A 21,195-nucleotide genomic window follows, 5' to 3' on the forward strand; every position below is an offset into this window, starting at 1 on the left:
AATCGGGAGGACTTGGGAGCGGACATAAGGACTTTCTGGAAGACAGGCTCATTGCGAATCGCCGGCACAGGCAGGGCGCCCGGCCTTTCATATGCAAATACGAGTCACTCCCAAAAACCCTGAAAAAAACTTCACGGCTCCGCGCGCCCGCCGCGCCGCGCAATCCGCAGGCCGCCGTCGTCCAGCACGCTGACCTGCACCGGGGCGAACTGCGGCAGCCCGCGCAACCATCGCTCGGTCTGGGCAATGCGCACATGGCCGCTGATGGCCAGTTGCGCCGCGCCCTCCTCCACCACCAGGCGGCGCCGCGTGTAGCGGCCCAGACGGTGGACGACGCGGCCCAGCGGCTCCTGCTCGAAGACCAGTTCGCCCTCGCGCCAGGCCGCGGGCCGTTGCTGGAGCTGCGGCTGCCAGGCAGCGCCATCGGCATCTCCCGCACCGCCGTCCAGGGGAATGCGCAGCGACTGGCTGTCCTGCAGCAACTGGCTGCGTCCGGTGGCCGCATGCTCCACCCGCACCTGGCCCGACTCCACCTGCACGCGCAACGCATCGGGCTCCAGTTCCACGCCAAAACGCGTGCCCAGCACGGTCACGCGCAGGGGGCCGGCCTCCACCACAAAGGGCCGTGCCGCATCGCGCGCCACGGCAAAGAAGGCGGCGCCTTCCAGCAGCCGCGCCTGTCGCAGGTCAGCACGGTAGGCCAGCGCCACGCGGCTGGCGGCGTCCACGCGCAGCACGCTGCCATCGGGCAGCTCCAGGCTGCGCTGCACGCCCGTGGCGCTGGCCAGTTCACCTTGCCACAGCACGCGGCGGCTCCACATCTGCCAGGCGGGCCAGGCCGCGCAGGCCATGCCGGCCACGCCCAGCAGTGCGCCAAGGGCACGCCGCCGCCGCTTTCTGGAAGAGGCCTGCAAGCCCGCCTCCACCCCGCCGCGCCAGCGCAGCAAGGCGGCTTCCAGGCAGGCATCGGCCTGCATCAGGTCACGCTCCACGGTGTTCAGGGAGACCTGCAGGCGCCGGGCGATGTCGGCCTGCCGCTCGCCATGCAGGCGGTGGGCCAGCAAGGCGGCCTGCATGCGCTCGGGCAGGTCTGCAATCGTGCGCTCCACCACAGCCAGTGCCTGCCGGTACATGGCGCGGTCGGCCACATCGCCTTCGGCCTCGGGCTGCAATTGCGCCCAGTCGTCCATGCAGCGCTGCTGCGCACCGCGCTGGCGCAGCCGGTCTATGGCCAGATGCTTGGCCGTGGCAAACAGGTAGGCCCGCGCGGCTTCGAGCGTGGGCGAGCTGCCATCGGGCAGCTGCGGCGGCGCATCGGCCAGGCGCAGCCAGGTTTCCTGGGCCAGTTCCTGCGCCTCATCACGGCTGCCGGTCTTGCCGGCCAGATAGGCCACCAGTTGCTGCTGGCAGGCACAGAAAAGCTGGTGCCAGCGCGCAGCGGTCCAGGAAGCGGAAGGGGTGGGCATGGCCGGGGGGAGGTGATAAATCGATAACGAGAATGACTATCATTCTAATTTTGTTTGATCCAGGCTGGCTCGGCGGACTGGCCATCGAAGGCAAACTGTCCAACCGTCAACATCCGGACCACATGCCCATGATCTTCCTGGCGATCACGTCTACCGGCTTGGCACAGGCACTTCGCGCCGCCACCGAAAACGACTCCGTCTGGTGCGGCAGCGATGCGATTTCCGAGGCCGACTACGCCGCCCGACAATGGCCCAACCTCAGCCGCTTTGCCTACTCACTGGAGGACCGCGTTTTGATCGACGATGCCGTGTCCACCATTGAGGAACACCATCCGGGGCAGACGGTCTGGGTCGAGGCCACGGCCGTGCGGTAGCGAAGTCTCGGCCCCGCTACCACTTCAACGCCGCCACCCGCAGCGCATCCACCGCCATGTCGATGAACGCCCTCACGCGGTGCGCGGCATGGCGCCCTTCCCGGTGCACCACATGAATCGGTAGCGGCGGCCGCTCAAAGGGCTCCAGCACCAGGCGCAGTGCGCCGTCCTGCACGGGCTTGGCGATCTGGTAGAGCGGCAGGCGCGTGATGCCTTGCCCGGCCAGGGCGCAGTCTGCCGCAGCCTCGTTGGTCATGGACATGAGGCGCGGCTGAAGGCGCACGGCCAGGGCCTTGTCGCCTTCAAGAAACCGCCATTCGGGCGTGGAGGTGAGGCCGGATGCGGTGATGGTGGTGTGCTGCGCTAGCTCCTCGGGCCGCTGGGGCACGCCGTGGCTGGCCAGGTATGCGGGCGAAGCGCACAGCACCTGCCGCACGCTGCCCACGCGGATGGCCTGCAGCGAGGAGTCGGGCAGATCGCCGATGCGCACGGCCACGTCCACGCCCTCGTCCACCAGGCTGACCACGCGGTCCACAAACCAGCAGTTGACGTCCACCTCGGGAAACCGGCCCAGGTAGTCGTGCACCACGGGCAGCACGTGCATGCGCCCGAAGTTCACGGGCGCCGTGAGCGTGAGCCGGCCGCGCGGTGCGACGTGGGCGCTGGCGGCATGCTCGTCGGCCTCTTCCAGCTCGGCCAGGATGCGGCGGCAGCTGTCGGCGTAGGCCGTGCCGGCCTCGGTCACGCGCACGAAGCGTGTGGTGCGCGTGAGCAGGCGCACGCCCAGGCGCTCCTCCAGGTCGGAAACCGCGCGCGTCACCACCGAGGGCGAGACCTTGAGCCGACGTGCGGCCGAGGCGAAGCCGCCCGTGTCCACCACTGCGAGAAATGCCGTCATGGACTGGAAGCGATCCATCTGTGCCTGCCTTGTCTGTGTCGTATGTCTGCCCGGCTGCGAGCGGCCCGCGCAGGACTGCCCAGGTTTGCGCCGGCGCTTTGTTCGCGTTCCCGCAAGAGTGACTTGCCATCGCCGGGGATTCTAAAGATGCGGACGGAGAAGGAGGATACGTCCCGTGGCGCCGACAACCGGCGCCTTCACCACCCCCAAGGAACCGCAATGAAGCTCTACCACTTTCCCCTGTCCGGCCACGCCCATCGCGCCCGCCTCTTCCTCGGCCTGCTGGGCGTGGAGCATGAGTTGGTCCACGTGGATCTGGCCAACGGCGCGCAGAAGAAGCCCGAGTTCCTGGCGCTGAACCCGCTGGGCCAGGTGCCGGTGCTGGACGACAACGGCACGGTGATTGCCGACTCCAACGCCATCCTGGTCTACCTGGCGCGCAAGCTGGACCGCCAGGACTGGATGCCCCTGGGCGCCCGGGCCGAGGCCGAGATCCAGAAATGGCTGAGCATTGCCGCCGGCCCCATCGCCTTCGGCCCGGCGGCGGCCCGGCTGGTCACGGTGTTCAAGGCCCCCTTCCAGGCCGAGGAAGTGATAGCCCGCGCCCACGCCATCCTCGGCAAGATCGAGGCGCAATTGACCACCCGCCCCTTTCTCACCGGCAGCGCGCCCACGATTGCCGACGTGGCCCTGTACAGCTACATCGCCAGCGCGCCCGAGGGCAATGTGGACCTGCAACCCTACCGCGAAGTGCGCGCCTGGCTCGGCCGCATCGAGGCGCTGCCGGGCTTCGTGGCATTCGCCCAGACACCGGCCGGCCTGCGGGCCTGAGCGCCTGAGCCACACCTCACCTGAAACCCCGGCAAAGGAGCGCACCATGCACCCGCAACCCCTGCAAAACCCCGCCTCGCCCTGGCATGCGGGCGAACTGGCAATCCAGCACAGCGTTGGCGTCGTGGACCGCATGGACATGCCGGGCCGCAAGTTTGTGCGCCCCTTCCTGCTGGACCAGCACCGCGAGTTCTACCCGCTGCTGCATTTCGTGGTGCTGGGCAGCGTGGATGCGCAAGGCGACGCCTGGGCCACGGTACGGGCCGGCGAGCCGGGCTTCCTGCACTCTCCCGATCCATCGACCCTGCATGTGGCGGCGGGCCGCGATGCGGCCGACCCGGCCGAGCCGGGCCTGGGCGACGGCCATGCCGTGGGCCTGCTGGGCATGGACCCCATGACGCGCCGGCGAAACCGGCTCAACGGCACGGTGCGGCGCAAGGCGGGCGTTGATGGGGCGGGCGCCTTCGACATCGGCGTAGTCCAGAGCTTCGGCAACTGCCCGCGCTATATCCAGAACCGCAGCGTCCGGTTTGTCCGGCCTGCCGGGGAGCCTACGCAGGTGCCGGCGGTCGAACTGGCATCGCTGGACCCGCGCGCACAGGCCCTGATTACGCAGGCGGATACGTTCTACGTGGCGTCCTACGTTGATGGGGAGGATGGCCTGCGCCAGGTCGATGTCTCCCACCGTGGCGGCAAGCCGGGCTTTGTGCGGATCGACGCCGATGGAACGCTGACCATCCCCGACTTCTCGGGCAACCTGTTCTTCATGACCCTGGGCAACTTCCTGGTCAATCCCAAGGCGGGCCTGCTGTTCATCGACTCCGAAACCGGGGAAATGCTGCAGATGACGGGCGAGGCCAGCGTCATCCTCGACTCCCCGGAAATCGCCGCCTTCGAGGGCGCCGAGCGCCTGTGGACCTTCAAGCCCCGCCGCATCGTGCGCCGGCCCGACGCCCTGCCGCTGCGCTGGAGCATGGCGGCCGACGGCTGGTCGCCCCACCTGCAGATGACCGGAAGCTGGGCCGATGCCAGCCAGCGCCTGGCCGCCGCCCGGCTGGGGCGGCAGTGGCGACCGTTCCGGGTGGCGCAGGCCGTGGATGAGAGTTCCACCATCCGCTCGCTCTACCTGGAGCCGGCCGATGGCATGGCCACGGTGGCTCCCCTGGCCGGCCAGCACCTGCCGCTGCGCCTCACGCTGGCGGACGGCAGCCATCTGCAGCGCACCTATACGCTGTCGCTGGCGCCTTCGGACGGGCGCTTGCGCATCAGCGTCAAGAGGCAAGGCCGCGCATCCAGCCATCTGCATGGCCTGAAGCCCGGCGATCTGGTCGAGGCCCGCCCGCCCGCTGGAAGCTTCACCGCCGATGCGGCCCTGCGCCGCCCCGCCGTGCTGCTGGCCGCGGGCATAGGCATCACGCCCTTGCTGGCCATGCTGCGCCACATCGTCCACGAAGGCCGGCGCACCCGCAGCCTGCGGCCCACCTGGCTGTTCCAGGCGGCTCGCACGCGCAGCGAACGGGCCTTTGACACGGAGATTGCCGAACTGGTGAAGGCCGGCAATGCCGAGGTGCACTGGGTGCGAACGCTCAGCCAGCCCGGCACGGCAAAGGCCGGCCGCGACTACGACCATGAGGGCCACATCGACATGGCCCTGCTGAAAGCCACCCTGCCCTGGGACGACTACGACTTCTACCTCTGCGGCCCGGACGCCTTCATGCCGGCCACCTATGACGGCCTGCGCGAACGCAACGTGCCCGACGAGCGCATCCACGCAGAAGCCTTCGGTCCCTCGGCCCTGAAGCGCTCCATGGCCGGTGCACCCCCCGCCGCCGAACTGCCGGCACCCGCCACACAGCCTGTCCGCATCATCTTTGCCGACTCGGCCAAGGAAGCGCGCTGGAAGCCCGGCGACGGCAGCCTGCTCGAAGTGGCCGAGGCCCGGGGGCTGGAGCCCGCCTTCGGCTGCCGGGGCGGCAGCTGCGGCGACTGCCGCACGCGTGTGCTGCAGGGCGGGGTGACCTATGCCTCGCCACCTTCCTTCGCCGTGCCAGCAGGCGAGGCCCTGATCTGCTGCGCCGTGCCTGCGCAGGGGACGGGGGAGGCTTTGCATCTGGCGTTGTGAGGAGCCTGTCTCTGCGCGCTTTCCACATCAGGACATACCGACGGCAAAAGGCACATCAGCGATTGCTGCCCAATGCCTCGCTGCATCTAGCTTTCTATCTGGACGAGTATCGATTCATCAAGCTCTATGACTTCAAACAGGCCCTGACCCCGCTCATAGACCTCCCCTGACAGGAACCGAACCACTTTCTGGCCGATGTGCATGCACATCTCCACGACAAAGCCATCTGCATCCCGGCGCATGTCTTTTATCCGCACAAGACCCAAGGGCAACTCAGCCAGCAGTCGGTCACGGTAACCAATGGATGCAGGCACGCCGGGACCCGACTCAGACGCCTCTGGAGTCACAAGGTACAGGCCGTGAAACCCGCTGCCATCGTCGATACGGGAAAGCATTGACCAGACACGTCCTTCCATCAGTTGGAGCCAAATCTCGATGAACTGGAGATAGGGCACCTGCGGATGACTCCAGACTGCTTCGCCAGGTACCCAGTGCTGCCGACCTGATTCATCCATATCCCAGCGGCCGCCTACGGCCAACGCCATCTCGCAAGCTCGCCAGCCCACAATCACCTGCTGGTCGAGATCCTGAAGGGACGGGAACTGGCGCGGCCCCATGGGCCGGATGGAGCTGGCTCGGTGTCGTCGATATGGACTACCGCGAACCCTTCCTGCTCACTCGGCGGCTCGAACATGGCAAACACGCTGCGAATGGCCTGCTCCGGCACTTGGTGATCGGCTCGCCGCTGCGTGTTCCTCCACAAGGCGGTCTGCAAATCGGCTTTGAGCCAAATACAGACTACCGGCACCCCATGAGATCTGGCGATCTGAATGGCACGCTCACGATGCACCGTCTTCGGAAGGGCGGCATCAAAGAACACCGCATCACCGCCCAACGCTGCGGCGTTCTGTTGAATCCAGCTGCTCTTGCCTGCAGCTTGCACCCCCACCACCACATAGAGCTTGGTCGCGGGCGAGCCGGCAGACAGTGCTTTGTCCAAGTCCCGGTACGCCAACTCCCATGCGGCAGCACTGCGTTCCGGGGTGAACAGGCGACCTTGTTCGGTTTCCAGATAGTGGTCTGGATTGATGTGCTTTGTAATGTCCATGGTGAGCTGCAAGATTCTGGATCACTGTAGCTGGGCACGGCGCCGTACCGTCCGCAGACAAACGAACCCGCCATGCAAAACGGCCTTGATCGATACACTCGCTGCAATTCCTGCGCCCTCGTACACGCCGCAAATCCAAAGCCCTGCCCATGCAACTCACCAACTGCCTGCTCCGCCTGTCGCCCTTGGTCCTCACCTGCCACATCGGCCTGGCCTGCGCACAGATCACCACGCCCTCAGCAGGCACCTATGTGCGCAAGGGCGGGGGTGGCGATCTGGTGGTGCGGGCCAATGGCAAGTTCCATATCCAGACCGTCGGTGCCAACGGCCATACCTGTGAGCTGGAAGGCACCATCACCAACGGCCGGGCCAGGATGGCGAATTCGGCCTGCGCCGTGGACTTCACGCCTGCCGGTCAGCGCGTCGGGGTCGACACGGCCACCGCCGATGCATGCCGGGACTTCTGCGGCATGCGGGCCTGGTTTGGCGGCGATTACCTTCGGCCCCCACCCGGCTGCACGGACAAGGCCATTGCCGCATCGCGCAGAAACTTCAAGCGCGCGTACGACGCCAAGGACTACCGCCTGGCGCTGACCACGCTGGCGCCGGTGCTGCAGGACTGCGATGAGGTGCTGACCGGCGTTACCAAGGGCTGGCTGCGCAACGACCTGGCGCTGGCGCAGCTTCGCTCGGGCGATGCAGCCGCCTGCCGCCAGACCCTGGCCCCGCTGGCCGAGGAAGCCGGCAAGACGGATCAGGAACTGCGCGAGGCCTATCCACCCACCGATGCCGATGTGGTGCTGCCCATGCTCAAGGCTGCGCGCACCAATCTGCGCTTGTGCAGTTGAGGCGGTGCCATCGCCATGAAAGATCCCGCATCGCCCAACGCAGGAATCTCCGGGCATTTCCGGCGTGAGGCGAAGTGGATGCTGTGGGTGCTGGTGGTGCTGCCCTTGGCGCTGACAGCATTGGCGGTTTGGCTGGGTCCGCTGGTCCTGAACCATGTGGAGAGAAGCAAGTGCTTGGATGCGGGCATGCAGGCTTCCCAGGAAAAGCGCAAGTGCGAGCAACGATAGAGAGAAGGAGCTGCCGCTCAAAGCCTGATCGAACCAAATCCCTGAAATACTGGCCTACTCTTGGCCCCTTTTTTGTTTGCACGACAGGGCCCTTCATCAGGGCCATGCACACGCCTTTACATGACCGATATCCGCCCCGCCCACTTTCCCGAAGACCTCGACGCCGTGGTCCGCATCTTCCGGGAATACGTGGCCAGCCCCACCGTGAGCCTGGACTTCCAGGACTTCGAGACCGAGTTCGCCGCCCTGCCCGGCAAGTACGCCGCACCCGAGGGCTGCGTGCTGCTGGCCTGGAAAGACGGCCAGCCCGTGGGCTGCGCCGCCCTGCGCCAGGTGGATGCGCAGACAGGCGAAATGAAGCGTGTCTACGTGCGCCCCACGGTACGCGGCGAGAACCTGGGGCGCCGCCTGGTGGAAGGCATCCTGGACGCCGCACGGCATGCGGGCTACACCCGCATCTGCCTGGACGTGCTGCCCGAGTTCCAGGCTGCGCAGCGGCTGTATGAGTCCCTGGGTTTTGTGGATGCGGAACCGGTGAGCTTCAATCCCGTGCCGGGCACGCGTTATCTCGGACTGGATCTTTGAGGCATGCGCCCTCCGGCAGGCGGCCTTCAGCGCCTGCAAGGCTTCCGATGCGCTGACACCCGGTCCCTGAGTCCTCGTCTGCAAGCATTCGGCACGATAAGACCTTAGCCCATACCCCGGTCCAACAGCCTGCCCGCAAGCGCAGCGGCGGTACGGACCACCTCTCCCGCATCCTTCACCGCAAATGCCCGTGGCCGAGCCGGGCAGCCTGCGCTTGTGCCCCGTGAATACCGCCCATGGCGAATGGCGCTGCCTGGGACCAAACGCTCATTGGCAGCATCTCTATTCACCTGGCATTTCAAACCTGATTTTAGGAATTGTCCTAAGGAAAATTCTGAAAATGATCTGCGGGCGACTTCTTTGATTGACCTCGTGCAGGCCATGAAATCAAATGAGGACTCTTGGCACAGCAAACATCAGAAACCCGCTTGGACACTGACAGCGGATTATTCGCCTGCTTGCAACCACTCATTTCCGTCAAATTGCCTTTATTGATCAAGGCGCATTGGCTGGAATCATCGATTCCGCTTCTGATCCAGCGTCTCCATACACCATGCCAGCCTCCATTGCCGCCACCTTCTATCAGATCGGCTATGCCGACATGCTTGCTCGCCAAATGGAGCAGAAACAGATCGATGCCATTGTGCTCACGCCACAGGAATACGCAGACATACTGAGCGACAAGGCGCGCAACAATCCTCGCCTGGCGGCCACGCTGCATGCCATGCTGGCCCACAGTGCGCTTGGGCGATACTGGACACACACCGCCAGCCCCAATGCAGGCAAACCCTGGGTCGCTCCCGCCTCCCTGATGGTCAGCGACGCGTACCTGATCACCAAAACGCTGATTGCATTGGGCCTGGCCGGTGCCCGCTCCTATATCAAGACAACCGCCACAGGCACCTATATCATCATCACGGGCTACGCGGGACTTCGCCGCCAGTTGCTGCAAGGCACGCGATTCCTTGCCGCCAATCCACGCATGGTCCAGATGGGCCTGGGTATTCGCGGTCTGCAGAATGTGGCCAAGGGCGGGTTCCTTCTGAGCCTGGTGGTGGGCACCGGAATAGAGACACTGGACTTCATCTTCAATGACGAGAAGACCATGCATGATCTTGTGGGTGGGATTGGAGTGGAGGCGGTCAAGGCGGGATTGGCGACGATGATTGCAATAAGCGCGGGAGCCTTAACTGCAAGCGTTACTACTTTGGTCATTTTTCCGCTAGGAGCGATGGCGTTAGCCATATTTGCCACTGGAGCACTTCTCAACTACACAGATCAGCGATGGAAAATAAAACAAAACGTTATTACAGCCCTAAAGTCTGTAAACAATGAAAAAGCACCAGGCATATATAAGCTAGATCAAAACCCAATTCAATAAAGGCAGCTACCATCTATCAGCACGCAAGCATCACCCAAGGATCACGATCCAACCAAAAAATCAACTTCACAAGATACTTCGCGACAAATCAAAAGAAAATCAGTTCCTTAAAATAAATATGAGAGATGTAAAAAATATTCGGAAATCTGCAATATTTGGAATACCCATCAGCATTCTACTATCCATCGGATGTTTATGGTTTTCCTTTGCGGAAACAATCCCGATGCTGAAAGACATAAATGCTCTCGCGCCAACTATAAGAATCATGCCGGGCGCACCAACAATCTTCATGACTCCTTTCATTTTTATTACGTTAGCACTGGTATCGGTGCTGAATTCCATCCCCTGCAACGACAGTATTCTACGAAAATTCGATAAAGCACTATCAATAATTTTCACCCTTGGAATTTCTTCAGCACTGGTTTCTTTGATATTTATTACTCCGCTGCAGTACTATGCGATGCCTAAGCTGGGCTATACACGTTGCAATATTCTGGAAGGGCATCCCACCATATATTTCACAGACTGGGTCAAAAAGCCCGAATGGTGCGTTCGCGGAAAATCCAGGGAGTGGGTCATGGAGCAAGCCAGGCTCGCCAGCGGTCCTGAAAATCCCTGAAATAAAAAAACGCAGACCACATGGTCCGCGCTTTTTTGCATCCTCCGGCAGCCGTGCTGCCAACTCCCTCAGAACGCCTCTTCACTCATCTGCGCGCAAGTCATGTCGCGCTCACGCACGACTTTGAGCCAGGCGCCGATCTTCGGCAGTTCGTAGCCGAAGAAGTAGCGCATGGCGGCCATGCGGCCAGCGTTGGCGGGGGCGGTCAGGCCCGGGTCTTTGTCCAGCACGGCCAGGGACACGTCCAGCCAGGTCCAGGCCAGCACCGTGTGGCCAAAAGCCTGCATATACGGCACGGCATTGGCCAGGGCCTGCTGCGGGTCATCGGTCGCCCATGCGGCCTTGGTGGTGGCGCCGACTTCCTGCAGCGCCTTGGCCAGTTCATTGGCATGCCCGGCCAGTTCGGGCCGGGCCATGGCGCGCTGGATGGTGTCGTTGATGCGCGTGGCCAGCAGCTGCAGGCCCTTGCCGCCTTCCATGAGCACCTTGCGGCCCAGCAGGTCCATGGCCTGGATGCCGTGCGTGCCTTCGTGGATCATGTTCAGGCGGTTGTCGCGCCAGTATTGCTCCACGGGGAAGTCGCGCGTATAGCCGTAGCCGCCGTGGATCTGGATGGCCAGGGAGTTGGCCTCCAGGCAGAACTCGCTGGGCCAGCTCTTGGAGATGGGGGTCAGCACTTCCAGCAGCAGCCGGGCCTCGGCCACGGATTCGGGCGTGCCGGTGTGCTGCTCATCGACCAGGCGCGCGCAGAACAGGTTCAGCGCCAGCGCGCCTTCGCAATAGGACTTCTGCGCCAGCAGCATGCGCTTGACGTCGGCGTGCTCGATGATGCGCGACTGGGGCCGCGTGGCATCCTTGCCGGCTGCACCCGGCGCCCCCTTGATCGGCCGGCCCTGCGGGCGGTTCTGCGCGTAGTCCAGGCTGGCGTGGTAGCCCGCCATGCCCAGCATGGTGGCGGCCATGCCGATGGAGATGCGGGCCTCGTTCATCATGTGGAACATGCATTTGAGGCCCTCGCCGGGCTTGCCGACCAGGTAGCCCACGGCCCCGGCGCCGCCGCGCACGGGAAAGCGCCCTTCCCCGAAGTTCAGCAGCGTGTTGGTGGTGCCGCGCCAGCCCAGCTTGTGGTTGAGGCCGGCCAGGGCCACGTCGTTGCGCTCGCCGGTCAGCTGGCCTTCGGTGTCCACGAGCTTCTTGGGCACGATGAACAGCGAGATGCCCTTGACGCCGGGCACGGGCTTGCCGTCCGGCCCCGGGATCTTGGCCAGCACGAGGTGGACGATGTTCTCGGTCAGCTCATGATCGCCCGCGCTGATCCACATCTTGTTGCCCTTGAGGCGGTAGCGCGGGCCCAGCGCATCGCTCTCGAAGTCGGCGCCATCGGGCTCGGCACGGGTGGCGATATCGCTCAGCGAGGAGCCGGCCTGGGGCTCGGACAGGCACATGGTGCCGGCCCAGCGGCCGTTGAATTCGTTGGCGGCGAAGACCTGTTTTTGCATGTCCGTGCCGTGGGCCATGATGGCGTTGGCATTGCCCGAGGTCAGCATGTTGGAGCCGATGCTGATGGAGGCCGCCGCGAAGAAGCTGTTGGCCGCCGCCTCCACGGTGTAGGGCAGCTGCATGCCGCCGATGTCGTAGTCCTGGGCGGCGCTGAGCATGCCCGAGTCGGCATAGGCCTGGCGCGCATCGTGGGTGCACCGGGGCAGGATGACTTTCTCGCCGTCGAACTGCGGCTCCTGCGTGTCCACGGTGCGGTTGAAGGGAGCGTATTTCTCGCGGGCGATGCGCTCGCAGGTGTCGAGCACGGCATCGAAGGTGTCGCGCGAATGGTCGGCAAAGCGCTCGCGCTCGCCCAGCGCATCGGCGCGCAGCCATTCATAGAGCAGGAAATCGATGGTGGAACGCAGGCGCATGGTGGGGTCCGGAATCAAAAAAGAAGCCGCAGGCGCCGCCAGAGGGAGCGCGTGCGGCCAACAGGAGTAACGGGAACAGGCGGTGGCGGCCGCAGCCGCCACCTGTACTTACAGCACTTCGAACACGCCGGCGGCACCCATGCCGCCGCCGATGCACATGGTCACGCAGACACGCTTGGCACCGCGGCGCTTGCCTTCGATCAGGGCATGGCCGGTCAGGCGCTGGCCCGACACGCCATAGGGATGGCCCAGGGCAATGGCGCCGCCGTTCACATTGAGACGATCGTTGGGGATGCCCAGCTTGTCCCGGCAGTACAGCACCTGCACGGCAAAGGCTTCATTGAGCTCCCACAGGTCGATGTCCTGCACCGTCAGGCCCAGCTTCTTGAGCACCTTGGGCACCGCGAAGACGGGGCCGATGCCCATTTCGTCAGGCTCGCAGCCGGCGACGGCAAAGCCCAGGAAGCGGCCGATGGGCTTGAGGTTGTTGCGCGATGCATAGTCCTCGCTCACCACCACGCAGGCGCCTGCGCCGTCGGAGAACTGGCTGGCATTGCCGGCCGAGATCACACCGCCGGGCAGCGCGGGGCGGATGCCCGAGATGCCTTCCTTGGTCGTGCCCTCGCGCACGCCCTCGTCCTTGCTGCAGGTCACTTCCTTGGTGATCAGGCCGCGCACCTTGTCGGCCACGCCCATGGTCACGGTGATGGGGGCGATCTCGGCATCCAGCAGGCCGGCGGCCTGGGCCGCGCAGGCCTTTTGCTGGCTGGCGGCGCCGTATTCGTCCATGGCGTCACGCCCGATGCCGTAGCGCTTGGCGACCTGTTCGGCGGTCTGCAGCATGCTCCAGTAGATCTCGGGCTTTTGCTTGGCCAGGGCCAGGTCCTGGATCATGTGCAGGTTCATTTCCTGCTGCACGCAGGAGATGGATTCCACGCCGCCGGCCACGTAGACATCGCCCTCGCCCGCGATGATGCGCTGCGATGCGGTGGCAATGGTCTGCAGGCCCGAGGAGCAGAAGCGGTTGATGGTCATGCCCGACGCGGTGATGGGCAGGCCGGCCTTGAGCGCGATCTGGCGCGCAATGTTCATGCCGGTGGCGCCTTCGGGGTTGGCGCAGCCCATGATCACGTCATCGACGGCGGCGGGGTCAACGCCTGCGCGCTGCACGGCGTGCTGCACGGCATGGCCGCCCAGCGTGGCGCCATGGGTCATGTTGAAGGCACCCTTCCAGCTCTTGGCCAGGGGGGTGCGGGCGGTGGAAACGATCACGGCGGATGTCATGGATATTCCTTGTATGGCGGGTTTGCGGTGGTTCGCAAAAAGTTCGTGCGCCGCACGTCTCAGCTGAATTGCTTGCCTTCGGCCGCCAGCTTTGCCAGCAGCGGGGCTGGCTGCCAGAAATCGGCGTCGTCGTTGGGGTTCCTGGCGAAGCGGTTCATGGCCTGGACCACGTTGAACAGACCGACCTCGCCCGCATAGTGCATGGGGCCGCCGCGCCAGATGGGAAAGCCGTAGCCGGTCAGGTAGACCATGTCGATATCGCCCGACTTGCCGGCGATGCCGTCTTCCAGGATGTGGGCGCCTTCGTTGACCAGGGCGAAGACCAGGCGCTGGACGATTTCCTCATCGGAGATCTTGCGCGGGGTGATGCCCAGCTCCTTGCGATGCGACTCGATCATCTGGTTGACCAGCTCGGACGGGATGGCGTCGCGCTTGCCCGCCTGGTAGTCGTACCAGCCCGCACCGGTCTTCTGGCCGAAGCGGCCCAGCTCGCACAGCTTGTCGGCCGTGCGGCTGTACTTCATGTCGGCGCGCTCGACGGCGCGGCGCTTGCGGATGGCCCAGCCGATGTCGTTGCCGGCCAGATCGCCCATGCGGAACGGGCCCATGGCGAAGCCGAACTTCTCGATGGCCTTGTCCACCTGGGCGGGCGTGGCGCCTTCGTCCAGCAGGAAGCCGGCCTGGCGCGAGTATTGCTCGATCATGCGGTTGCCGATGAAGCCGTCGCACACGCCAGAGACCACGGCGGTCTTCTTGATCTTCTTGGCCAGCTTCATCACGGTGGCCAGCACGTCCTTGGCGGTGTGCTTGCCGCGCACCACTTCCAGCAGTTTCATCACGTTGGCGGGGCTGAAGAAGTGCATGCCCACCACGTCCTGCGGGCGCTTGGTGAAGGCGGCGATCTTGTCCACGTCCAGCGTGGAGGTGTTGGAGGCCAGGATGGCACCAGGCTTGGCCACCTCGTCCAGTTGCTTGAACACGGTTTCCTTGACGCCCAGTTCCTCGAACACCGCCTCGATGATGAGGTCAGCGTTCTTGAGCGCGTCATACGACAGCGTGGTGCTCAGCAGGGCCATGCGCTGGTCGTACTTTTCCTGGGTGAGCTTGCCCTTCTTGACCTGGGCTTCGTAGTTCTTGCGGATGGTGGCCACGCCACGGTCCAGCGCTTCCTGCTTGGTCTCCAGGATGGTCACGGGGATGCCCGCGTTCAGGAAGTTCATGGAGATGCCGCCGCCCATGGTGCCCGCACCGATGACGCCCACGGTCTTGATCTCGCGCACTGGCGTGTCCGAGGGCACGTCGGCGATCTTGGAGGCCGCGCGCTCGGCCATGAACAGGTGGCGCAGTGCGCGCGACTCGGGCGACCACATCAGTTGCATGAAGGCTTCGCGCTCCAGGGCCATGCCCTCGTCGAACTTCTTGCGCGCGGCGTTCTCCACCGTGTCCACGCAGCGGGCCGGGGCCGGGTAGTTCTTGGCCATGCCCTTGACCATGTTGCGTGCGAACTGGAAGTAGGCGTCGCCCTGGGGATGCTTGCAGGGCAGGTCGCGCACGCGCGGCAGCGGACCACCCGCCGCGTGCTTGTCGGCCACTTCCAGCGCAAAGGCCTTGGCCTCGTCCAGCAGGGACTCGGGCGAGGCGGCCATCTTGTCGAACAGCTTCTGGCCGGGGATGGAGGCCAGCAGCTCGCTCTTGACCGGCTCGCCGCTGACGATCATGTTCAGCGCGGTCTCCACGCCCAGCACGCGCGGCAAGCGCTGCGTGCCGCCTGCACCGGGCAGCAGGCCCAGCTTGACTTCAGGCAGGGCCACCAGGGTGCCGGGAGCGGCCACGCGGTAGTTGCAGCCCAGCGCCAGCTCCAGCCCGCCGCCCATGCAGACGGTATGGATGGCGGCCACCACGGGCTTGCTGCCCTGGTCCAGGGAGTTGATCAGCGAGACCAGGTGCGGCTCGCGATACGCCTCTTCCTTGCCGAACTCGTTGATATCGGCACCGCCCGAAAAAGCCTTGCCGGCGCCCGTGATGACGATGGCCTTGACGGCTGGGTCGGCGTACGCCTTGTCCAGCCCCTCGACGATGCCCCGCCGCGTGGATAGTCCCAGGCCGTTGACCGGCGGATTGTTCAAGGTGATGACGGCGATGGCACCGTCCACTTTGTATTCAGCAGTCATGCTGTTGTCCCCTATGCGATAGAAAAAGAACGATCGTGCGATTTTGATTGTAAAAAAAACGCGGGCCGGCGCCACTGCGGTTTGTCCCAAGCGGGACAAGCGCCGTGGTCCAGGCCGCCTGCCGGGCAGCATGCCCAGCCTTGTACGGCATCAGACCTCCAGCCACTCCTTGCGCACCTTCTGATCGGCGCGCAGCCCGTCGGGCGTGCCGTCGAAGACGATGCGCCCATGACCCATGACCAGGGCCCGGTCCGAGATGCTCATGGCAATGGTGAGCTTTTGCTCGATCAGCAGCACGGACACGCCGCGCTGCTTGATCTTTTGCAGGTACTCGCCCACCAGCTCGACGATCTTGGGAGCCAGGCCCTCGGTGGGCTCGTCGATGATGATCAGGTCGGGGTCGCCCATCAGCGTGCGGCACAGGGTCAGCATCTGCTGCTCGCCGCCCGACATCACGCCGGCCTCGGTGTGCTGGCGCTCCTTCAGGCGCGGGAACATGGCGTACATGTCGTCGAAGCCCCAGCGGCTGTCCCGGCCCTTTCCCTTCTGTCCCAGCAGCAGGTTCTGGTGCACGGTGAGATTGGGGAACACGTCGCGGCTCTCGGGCACGTAGCCCAGGCCCAGGTGAGCGATCTCGTAGGCCTTTCTGCCAGTCAGGCTCTGGCCCTTCCACTCCAGCGCGCCCTCCCAGTGCACCAGTCCCATGATGGCCTTGGCCGTGGTGGAGCGGCCCGAGCCATTGCGCCCCAGCAGCGCGACGATCTCGCCGGGCTGTACGGAAAATTCCACGCCATGCAGCACATGGCTTTTGCCGTAGTAGGCATGCAGGTTGTTGATGTTCAGCATCCGCGCTCCCTCAATGTGCACCAGCTTGTTGATCCGCCACGGACGAGCCCAGATAGGCCTCCTGCACGCGTGGATTGGCACGCACGGCCTCGGGCGTGTCGTAGGCGATGACTTCGCCGTAGACCACGACGGCGATCTTGTCGGCCAGGCCGAAGACCACGCCCATGTCGTGCTCCACGGTCAGCAGGGTCTTGCCTTCGGTGACCTTCTTGATCAGCTGGATGAAGTGGGCCGTTTCGCTGTTGCTCATGCCGGCCGTGGGTTCGTCCAGCAGGATGACGCCGGCGCCGCCGCCGATGGTGATGCCGATCTCCAGCGCGCGCTGTTCGGCATAGGTGAGGTTCACCGCCAGCGTGTCGCGCTTTCTGTGCAGGCCGATCATCTCCATCAGCTCATCGGCGCGGGCGTTGGCATCGCGCAGCTTGGACAGGAAGCGCCAGCAGCTGTAGCGGTAGCCCAGGCTCCACAGCACGCTGCAGCGCAGGTTCTCGAACACGCTGAGCTTGGGAAAGATATTGGTGATCTGGAAACTGCGCGACAGCCCCATGCGGTTGATTTCATAGGGCTTCTTGCCGTCGATGCGCTGGCCGTTGAGCAGCACCTGGCCGCTGGTGGGCTCGAAGCGGCCGCTGATCAGGTTGAACAGCGTGCTCTTGCCCGCGCCGTTGGGGCCGATGATGGCCACGCGCTCGCCCGGCTTCACGGCCAGTTGGGCGCCGCGGATGATCTCGGCCTTGCCGAAGCGCTTGTACAGGTCGCGCAGCTCCAGCGCGTAGGTGGCCTCGCCGGTCGCGGCAGCGGCGGCAGTGCCTGGTCGTTCGATTGCAATGCTGGACATGGTTCAGCCCTCCCCGCGCTTGATGGCTTCTTCGATCTCTTCCTGGATACGCTCCCAGCGCCGCAGGCACCAGCGCCGGGCCACTTCCAGCAGGCCCAGGCCCACGACGAAGACGGCAACGGCCAGAGTCCAGGTGGAGGCCGAGCTGGTATCGAGCTGCACGCCCATGAACGAGACCTGGGGACCCAGGGCCGCATTGAGCTGCAGGTGGTAGATCATCTCGACGATGGCCGCGCCGCCCACGATCATGACCAGGGCGCTGGCCGCGATGGCCAGGTAGGGCTGGGCCAGCCGGCGCCACTTGCCGAAGCGCGCCACGCGCAGGTTCATCATGATCAGGCTGGCAACGCCACCGGGCGCATACATCACCATCAGCAGGAACACCAGACCCAGGTACAGCAGCCAGGCCTTGGTCAGCTCCGACAGCAGCACCGAGGCCAGCACCAGCAGCACGGCGCCGATGATGGGTCCGAAGAAGAAGGTGGCGCCGCCCAGGAAGGTGAACAGCAGGTACGAGCCCGAGCGCATGACGCTCACGCTGTCCATGGCCGTGATGATCTCGAAATTGATGGCCGCAAGCCCCCCGCCCACGCCCGCGAAGAAGCCCGCGATGATGAAGGCGAAGTAGCGCACGCGCTGCGTGTTGTAGCCCACGAACTCCACGCGCTCGGGGTTGTCGCGCACGGCGTTGAGCATGCGCCCCAGCGGCGTGCCCGTGAAGGCGAACATGGCGGCCGTGCAGACGAAGCAGTAGGCGGCGATCAGGTAGTACACCTCCATGCCCGAGCCGAAGGTCAGCCCGAAGAAGGGCTTGCCGTAGACGCGGTCGGTGGTGATGCCGCCCTCGCCCCCGAAGAACTCGGGGAACATCAGCGCCATGGACGCCACCAGCTCGCCGATGCCCATGGTGATCATGGCGAAGGTGGTGCCCGACTTCTTGGTGGTCACATAGCCCAGCAGGGCCGCGAAGAACATGCCGCCCAGGCCGCCGATGACGGGAATCAGCACCAGCGGAATGCCCCAGTCGCCGGAGCTGGCCCGGTTCATCGCATGGATGGCGATGAACGAGCCCAGCCCCGTGTAGACCGCATGGCCGAAGCTCAGCATGCCGCCCTGCCCCAGCAGGATGTTGTAGGACAGGCAGATGATGATGAGATAGCCGATCTGGCTGAGCATGGTCAGCGCCAGGCTGCTGGTGAACACCAGCGGCGCGACGATCAGCGCCAGGGCGAAGGCGCCCCAGATCAGGATGCGGCCGATGTTGAGCGGCTGGAAGCTGTAGTGGCGCCCCGCGCCCGCAGCCCCTGAAGCGCCCGAAGCGCCTTTTGCGGCAGTGGATGTCATGGTCGTTTTGGTGATCGAGGACATGGTGTCAATCTCCCCGCGTGCCCAGGAGGCCCTTGGGCCGGAAGATGAGGATCAGCACCAGGAACAGGTAGGGCAGGATGGGCGCGACCTGGGAAATGGTGAGCTTGAGCAGCGGCCAGCCGAAGGTCTGCTCGCCGACCGGGCTGCCCAGCGAGGTCAGCAGGCTGGCCAGCGACCAGTCGATGGCCACGGCAAAGGTCTGCACGACGCCGATCAGCAGCGAGGCCACGAAGGCCCCCGCCAGCGAGCCCATGCCGCCGACCACCACCACCACGAAGATGATGGAGCCGACCGACATGGCCATGGCCGGCTCGGTCACATACGTGTTGCCGCCGATGACGCCGGCCAGCCCCGCCAGCGCGCAGCCGCCGCCGAACACCATCATGAACACGCGCGGCACGTTGTGGCCCAGCGCCTCCACCATCTCGGGGTTCTTGAGCGCGGCCTGGATGACCAGGCCGATGCGCGTGCGCGTCAGCAGCAGCCAGACGGCCACGAGCATCAACATTGCCACCAGCATCACGAAGGAGCGCGAGCGCGGGAACTGCGTGCCGTACAGCGTGAACAGCGGGCCCTGCAGCGCGGGCGGCAGGCCGTAGGGCACGGTGCCCCGGCCCCAGACCAGCTGCACCACCTCGAGGATGAGGTAGGACAGGCCGAAGGTCACGAGCAGTTCTGGCACATGGCCGTACTTGTGCACGCGGCGCAGGCTGTAGCGCTCGAACATGGCGCCCAGCGCGCCCACCAGCAGGGGCGCGACGAACAGCGCGCCCCAGAAGCCGATGATGCCGCTGAGCGTGTAGCCGAAGTACGCGCCCAGCATGTAGAAGCTGGTGTGGGCGAAGTTGAGCACGCCCATCATGCTGAAGATCAGCGTCAGCCCCGAGCTGAGCATGAACAGCAGCAGTCCATAGCTCACGCCGTTGAGCAGCGATATGGTGAAGAACTCAAGCGTCATCGAAAGGCCTTGGTTTCGGTGCGTTGGGGACAGGAAGCGGTGCGGGCCGCTCTCAGGACGGACGCTTCATCTGGCAGGACGTGGGCGTGCTGGCCACGTAGGGCTCGTAGTACTTCACCGGGGCGAAGGTGTAGCCCGTGTTCTCGGCGTCATAGGGGTTCTTGCCGCCGGCCTTTTCCCAGCGCGTGATGTACAGGCCCTGCTGCAGCTGGTGGTCGGTCTTGCGCATCTCCACTTCGCCGTTGAAGCTCTTGAGCTTCATGCCCTCCAGCGCGGCTGCCACCTTGACGGGGTCAGTGCCGCCGGTCTTGGCAAAGGCCGCATCCAGCAGCGCGAACACGTGGTAGATCGAGCTTTGCGTGAGGTCGTCGTTCATCTTCTTCTTGAACTCGGCCATCAGCGGCTGGATGGCCCCCCCCATGTTGTAGTGGCCGTAGCCCACGGTGTAGACCTTGCCGTCGGACGCCGCGCCCATGGCCGTGGGCGAGCCCGAGCCGAAGGCGTAGTAGGTGTAGAACTTGACGTTGTTCAGGCCCGCGTCATTGGCCGCCTTGAGCAGCAGCGACAGGTCAGAGCCCCAGTTGCCCGTGATCACCGTATCGGCGCCCGATTGCTTGATCTTGGCGATGTAGGGCGCGAAGTCGCGCACCTGGGCCAGCGGCGCGAAGTCATCGCCCACCACCTGCACGTCGGGCCGCTTGGCCTTGAGCATTTCCTTGGCGTACTTGGAGACCTGCTGGCCGTGCGAGTAGTTCTGGTTGATCAGGTAGACCTTCTTGACCTCGGGCACGTCCTTCATATAGGTCGTCAGCGCTTCCATCTTCATGGAGGTGTCCGCATCCAGGCGGAAGTGCCAGTAGCTGCACTTGCTGTTGGTCAGGTCCGGGTCCACGGCCGCGTAGTTGAGGTAGACGACTTCCTTGCCCTTGTTGCGCGCGTTGTGCTTTTCCAGCGCATCCATGATGGCCAGGGCCGGGCCCGAGCCGTTGCCCTGCACCACGTAGCGTGCGCCCTGGTCCATGGCCGAGCGCAGCACGGCCGTGGTCTCCTGCGGGCTGAGCTTGTTGTCCAGCGGGATGATCTCGAACTTCACGCCCGAGGCATTTTTCTTGTTGAACTCCTCGGCCATCAGCTGGAAGGTCTTGAGCTGGTTCGTGCCCACGGCGGCCATCAGGCCCGACAGCGGGTCGATCCAGCCAATCTTCACCGTCTCGCCCTTTTGCGCCCAGGCGCCCGAGGCACAGGCCAGCATGGCCGAGGCGGCCACCGAATGCACGATCCACTTCATTTTTCTGTCTCCTTTTTCCGGTTGATTCGGATATCTGTATTGGCGCCAGACTAACGCCTGAATGACAAT

20 protein-coding genes are annotated in these 21,195 nt (G+C 64.8%); 8 read left to right on the forward strand and 12 right to left on the reverse strand.

What is annotated here, in order from left to right:
- Positions 1-131: 131 nt before the first annotated feature.
- Complete coding sequence (locus ACRSCF_RS16500) at positions 132-1,466, reverse strand: sigma-70 family RNA polymerase sigma factor (protein ID WP_017405229.1); 1,335 nt, start codon at positions 1,464-1,466, stop codon at positions 132-134.
- A 32-nt stretch (positions 1,467-1,498) separates the two neighbouring features.
- Here ACRSCF_RS16500 and ACRSCF_RS16505 point away from each other — a divergent pair, with 32 nt between their 5' ends.
- Positions 1,499-1,840, forward strand: coding sequence for a hypothetical protein (locus tag ACRSCF_RS16505; protein ID WP_244386105.1), 342 nt, complete (start codon positions 1,499-1,501; stop codon positions 1,838-1,840).
- 16 nt (positions 1,841-1,856) lie between these two features.
- Here the strand turns inward: ACRSCF_RS16505 and ACRSCF_RS16510 are convergent, their stop codons facing one another.
- Positions 1,857-2,756 (reverse strand): LysR family transcriptional regulator, encoded by a 900-nt coding sequence (locus ACRSCF_RS16510; protein ID WP_034363976.1) that lies wholly within the window; start codon positions 2,754-2,756, stop codon positions 1,857-1,859.
- A gap of 201 nt (positions 2,757-2,957) precedes the next feature.
- On the opposite strand from ACRSCF_RS16510, the gene ACRSCF_RS16515 reads away from it, so the two are divergent.
- Positions 2,958-3,569 carry a glutathione S-transferase family protein gene (locus tag ACRSCF_RS16515; RefSeq protein WP_034363977.1) on the forward strand — a complete coding sequence of 204 codons (612 nt, stop codon included), beginning with the start codon at positions 2,958-2,960 and terminating at the stop codon, positions 3,567-3,569.
- Positions 3,570-3,615: 46 nt separating this feature from the next.
- The gene (locus ACRSCF_RS16520; RefSeq protein WP_244386106.1) at positions 3,616-5,691 is read left to right on the forward strand and encodes a pyridoxamine 5'-phosphate oxidase family protein; all 2,076 of its coding nucleotides are present in this window, start codon (positions 3,616-3,618) and stop codon (positions 5,689-5,691) included.
- An 86-nt stretch (positions 5,692-5,777) separates the two neighbouring features.
- On the opposite strand, the gene ACRSCF_RS16525 is transcribed toward ACRSCF_RS16520, so the two are convergent.
- Positions 5,778-6,308, reverse strand: a complete 531-nt coding sequence (locus tag ACRSCF_RS16525; RefSeq protein WP_324623370.1) for a hypothetical protein — start codon at positions 6,306-6,308, stop codon at positions 5,778-5,780.
- Positions 6,260-6,799, reverse strand: a complete 540-nt coding sequence (locus ACRSCF_RS16530; RefSeq protein WP_244386125.1) for an AAA family ATPase — start codon at positions 6,797-6,799, stop codon at positions 6,260-6,262. Before ACRSCF_RS16530 ends, ACRSCF_RS16525 begins: the two co-directional genes overlap by 49 nt.
- Before the next feature lie 149 nt (positions 6,800-6,948).
- On the opposite strand from ACRSCF_RS16530, the gene ACRSCF_RS16535 reads away from it, so the two are divergent.
- The 5 genes from ACRSCF_RS16535 to ACRSCF_RS16555 all read left to right on the forward strand — a co-directional run bounded on the left by ACRSCF_RS16535 (position 6,949) and on the right by ACRSCF_RS16555 (position 10,460).
- Positions 6,949-7,647, forward strand: a complete 699-nt coding sequence (locus ACRSCF_RS16535; protein ID WP_133073015.1) for a hypothetical protein — start codon at positions 6,949-6,951, stop codon at positions 7,645-7,647.
- Positions 7,648-7,662: 15 nt separating this feature from the next.
- Positions 7,663-7,875, forward strand: coding sequence for a hypothetical protein (locus ACRSCF_RS16540; RefSeq protein ID WP_026062350.1), 213 nt, complete (start codon positions 7,663-7,665; stop codon positions 7,873-7,875).
- A 120-nt stretch (positions 7,876-7,995) separates the two neighbouring features.
- Positions 7,996-8,460 carry a GNAT family N-acetyltransferase gene (locus ACRSCF_RS16545; protein WP_016446760.1) on the forward strand — a complete coding sequence of 155 codons (465 nt, stop codon included), beginning with the start codon at positions 7,996-7,998 and terminating at the stop codon, positions 8,458-8,460.
- Between the two features lie 553 nt (positions 8,461-9,013).
- Positions 9,014-9,841, forward strand: a complete 828-nt coding sequence (locus ACRSCF_RS16550; protein ID WP_034363979.1) for a hypothetical protein — start codon at positions 9,014-9,016, stop codon at positions 9,839-9,841.
- A gap of 223 nt (positions 9,842-10,064) precedes the next feature.
- On the forward strand, positions 10,065-10,460 hold the full coding sequence (locus ACRSCF_RS16555) for a hypothetical protein (RefSeq protein ID WP_223275197.1): 396 nt from the start codon (positions 10,065-10,067) through the stop codon (positions 10,458-10,460).
- Positions 10,461-10,528: 68 nt separating this feature from the next.
- Here ACRSCF_RS16555 and ACRSCF_RS16560 read toward each other — a convergent pair whose 3' ends face one another.
- The 8 genes from ACRSCF_RS16560 to ACRSCF_RS16595 form a co-directional block, all read right to left on the reverse strand.
- On the reverse strand, positions 10,529-12,373 hold the full coding sequence (locus ACRSCF_RS16560; RefSeq protein ID WP_133073016.1) for an acyl-CoA dehydrogenase: 1,845 nt from the start codon (positions 12,371-12,373) through the stop codon (positions 10,529-10,531).
- A 108-nt stretch (positions 12,374-12,481) separates the two neighbouring features.
- Complete coding sequence (locus ACRSCF_RS16565) at positions 12,482-13,657, reverse strand: acetyl-CoA C-acyltransferase (protein ID WP_016446755.1); 1,176 nt, start codon at positions 13,655-13,657, stop codon at positions 12,482-12,484.
- 59 nt (positions 13,658-13,716) lie between these two features.
- Complete coding sequence (locus tag ACRSCF_RS16570; protein WP_017405242.1) at positions 13,717-15,828, reverse strand: 3-hydroxyacyl-CoA dehydrogenase NAD-binding domain-containing protein; 2,112 nt, start codon at positions 15,826-15,828, stop codon at positions 13,717-13,719.
- Positions 15,829-15,978: 150 nt separating this feature from the next.
- The gene (locus tag ACRSCF_RS16575; protein ID WP_016446753.1) at positions 15,979-16,674 is read right to left on the reverse strand and encodes an ABC transporter ATP-binding protein; all 696 of its coding nucleotides are present in this window, start codon (positions 16,672-16,674) and stop codon (positions 15,979-15,981) included.
- Positions 16,675-16,684: 10 nt separating this feature from the next.
- Positions 16,685-17,512, reverse strand: a complete 828-nt coding sequence (locus ACRSCF_RS16580; protein ID WP_013802770.1) for an ABC transporter ATP-binding protein — start codon at positions 17,510-17,512, stop codon at positions 16,685-16,687.
- Positions 17,513-17,515: 3 nt separating this feature from the next.
- The gene (locus ACRSCF_RS16585) at positions 17,516-18,880 is read right to left on the reverse strand and encodes a branched-chain amino acid ABC transporter permease (protein WP_046238373.1); all 1,365 of its coding nucleotides are present in this window, start codon (positions 18,878-18,880) and stop codon (positions 17,516-17,518) included.
- Between the two features lie 4 nt (positions 18,881-18,884).
- Positions 18,885-19,838 (reverse strand): branched-chain amino acid ABC transporter permease, encoded by a 954-nt coding sequence (locus tag ACRSCF_RS16590; protein WP_017405244.1) that lies wholly within the window; start codon positions 19,836-19,838, stop codon positions 18,885-18,887.
- A gap of 52 nt (positions 19,839-19,890) precedes the next feature.
- The gene (locus ACRSCF_RS16595; protein WP_043790376.1) at positions 19,891-21,126 is read right to left on the reverse strand and encodes a branched-chain amino acid ABC transporter substrate-binding protein; all 1,236 of its coding nucleotides are present in this window, start codon (positions 21,124-21,126) and stop codon (positions 19,891-19,893) included.
- Between the last annotated feature and the right edge of the window lie 69 nt (positions 21,127-21,195).

This window comes from Delftia sp. 11MD, assembly GCF_050907895.1.
Lineage (GTDB): Bacteria > Pseudomonadota > Gammaproteobacteria > Burkholderiales > Burkholderiaceae_C > Comamonas > Comamonas tsuruhatensis.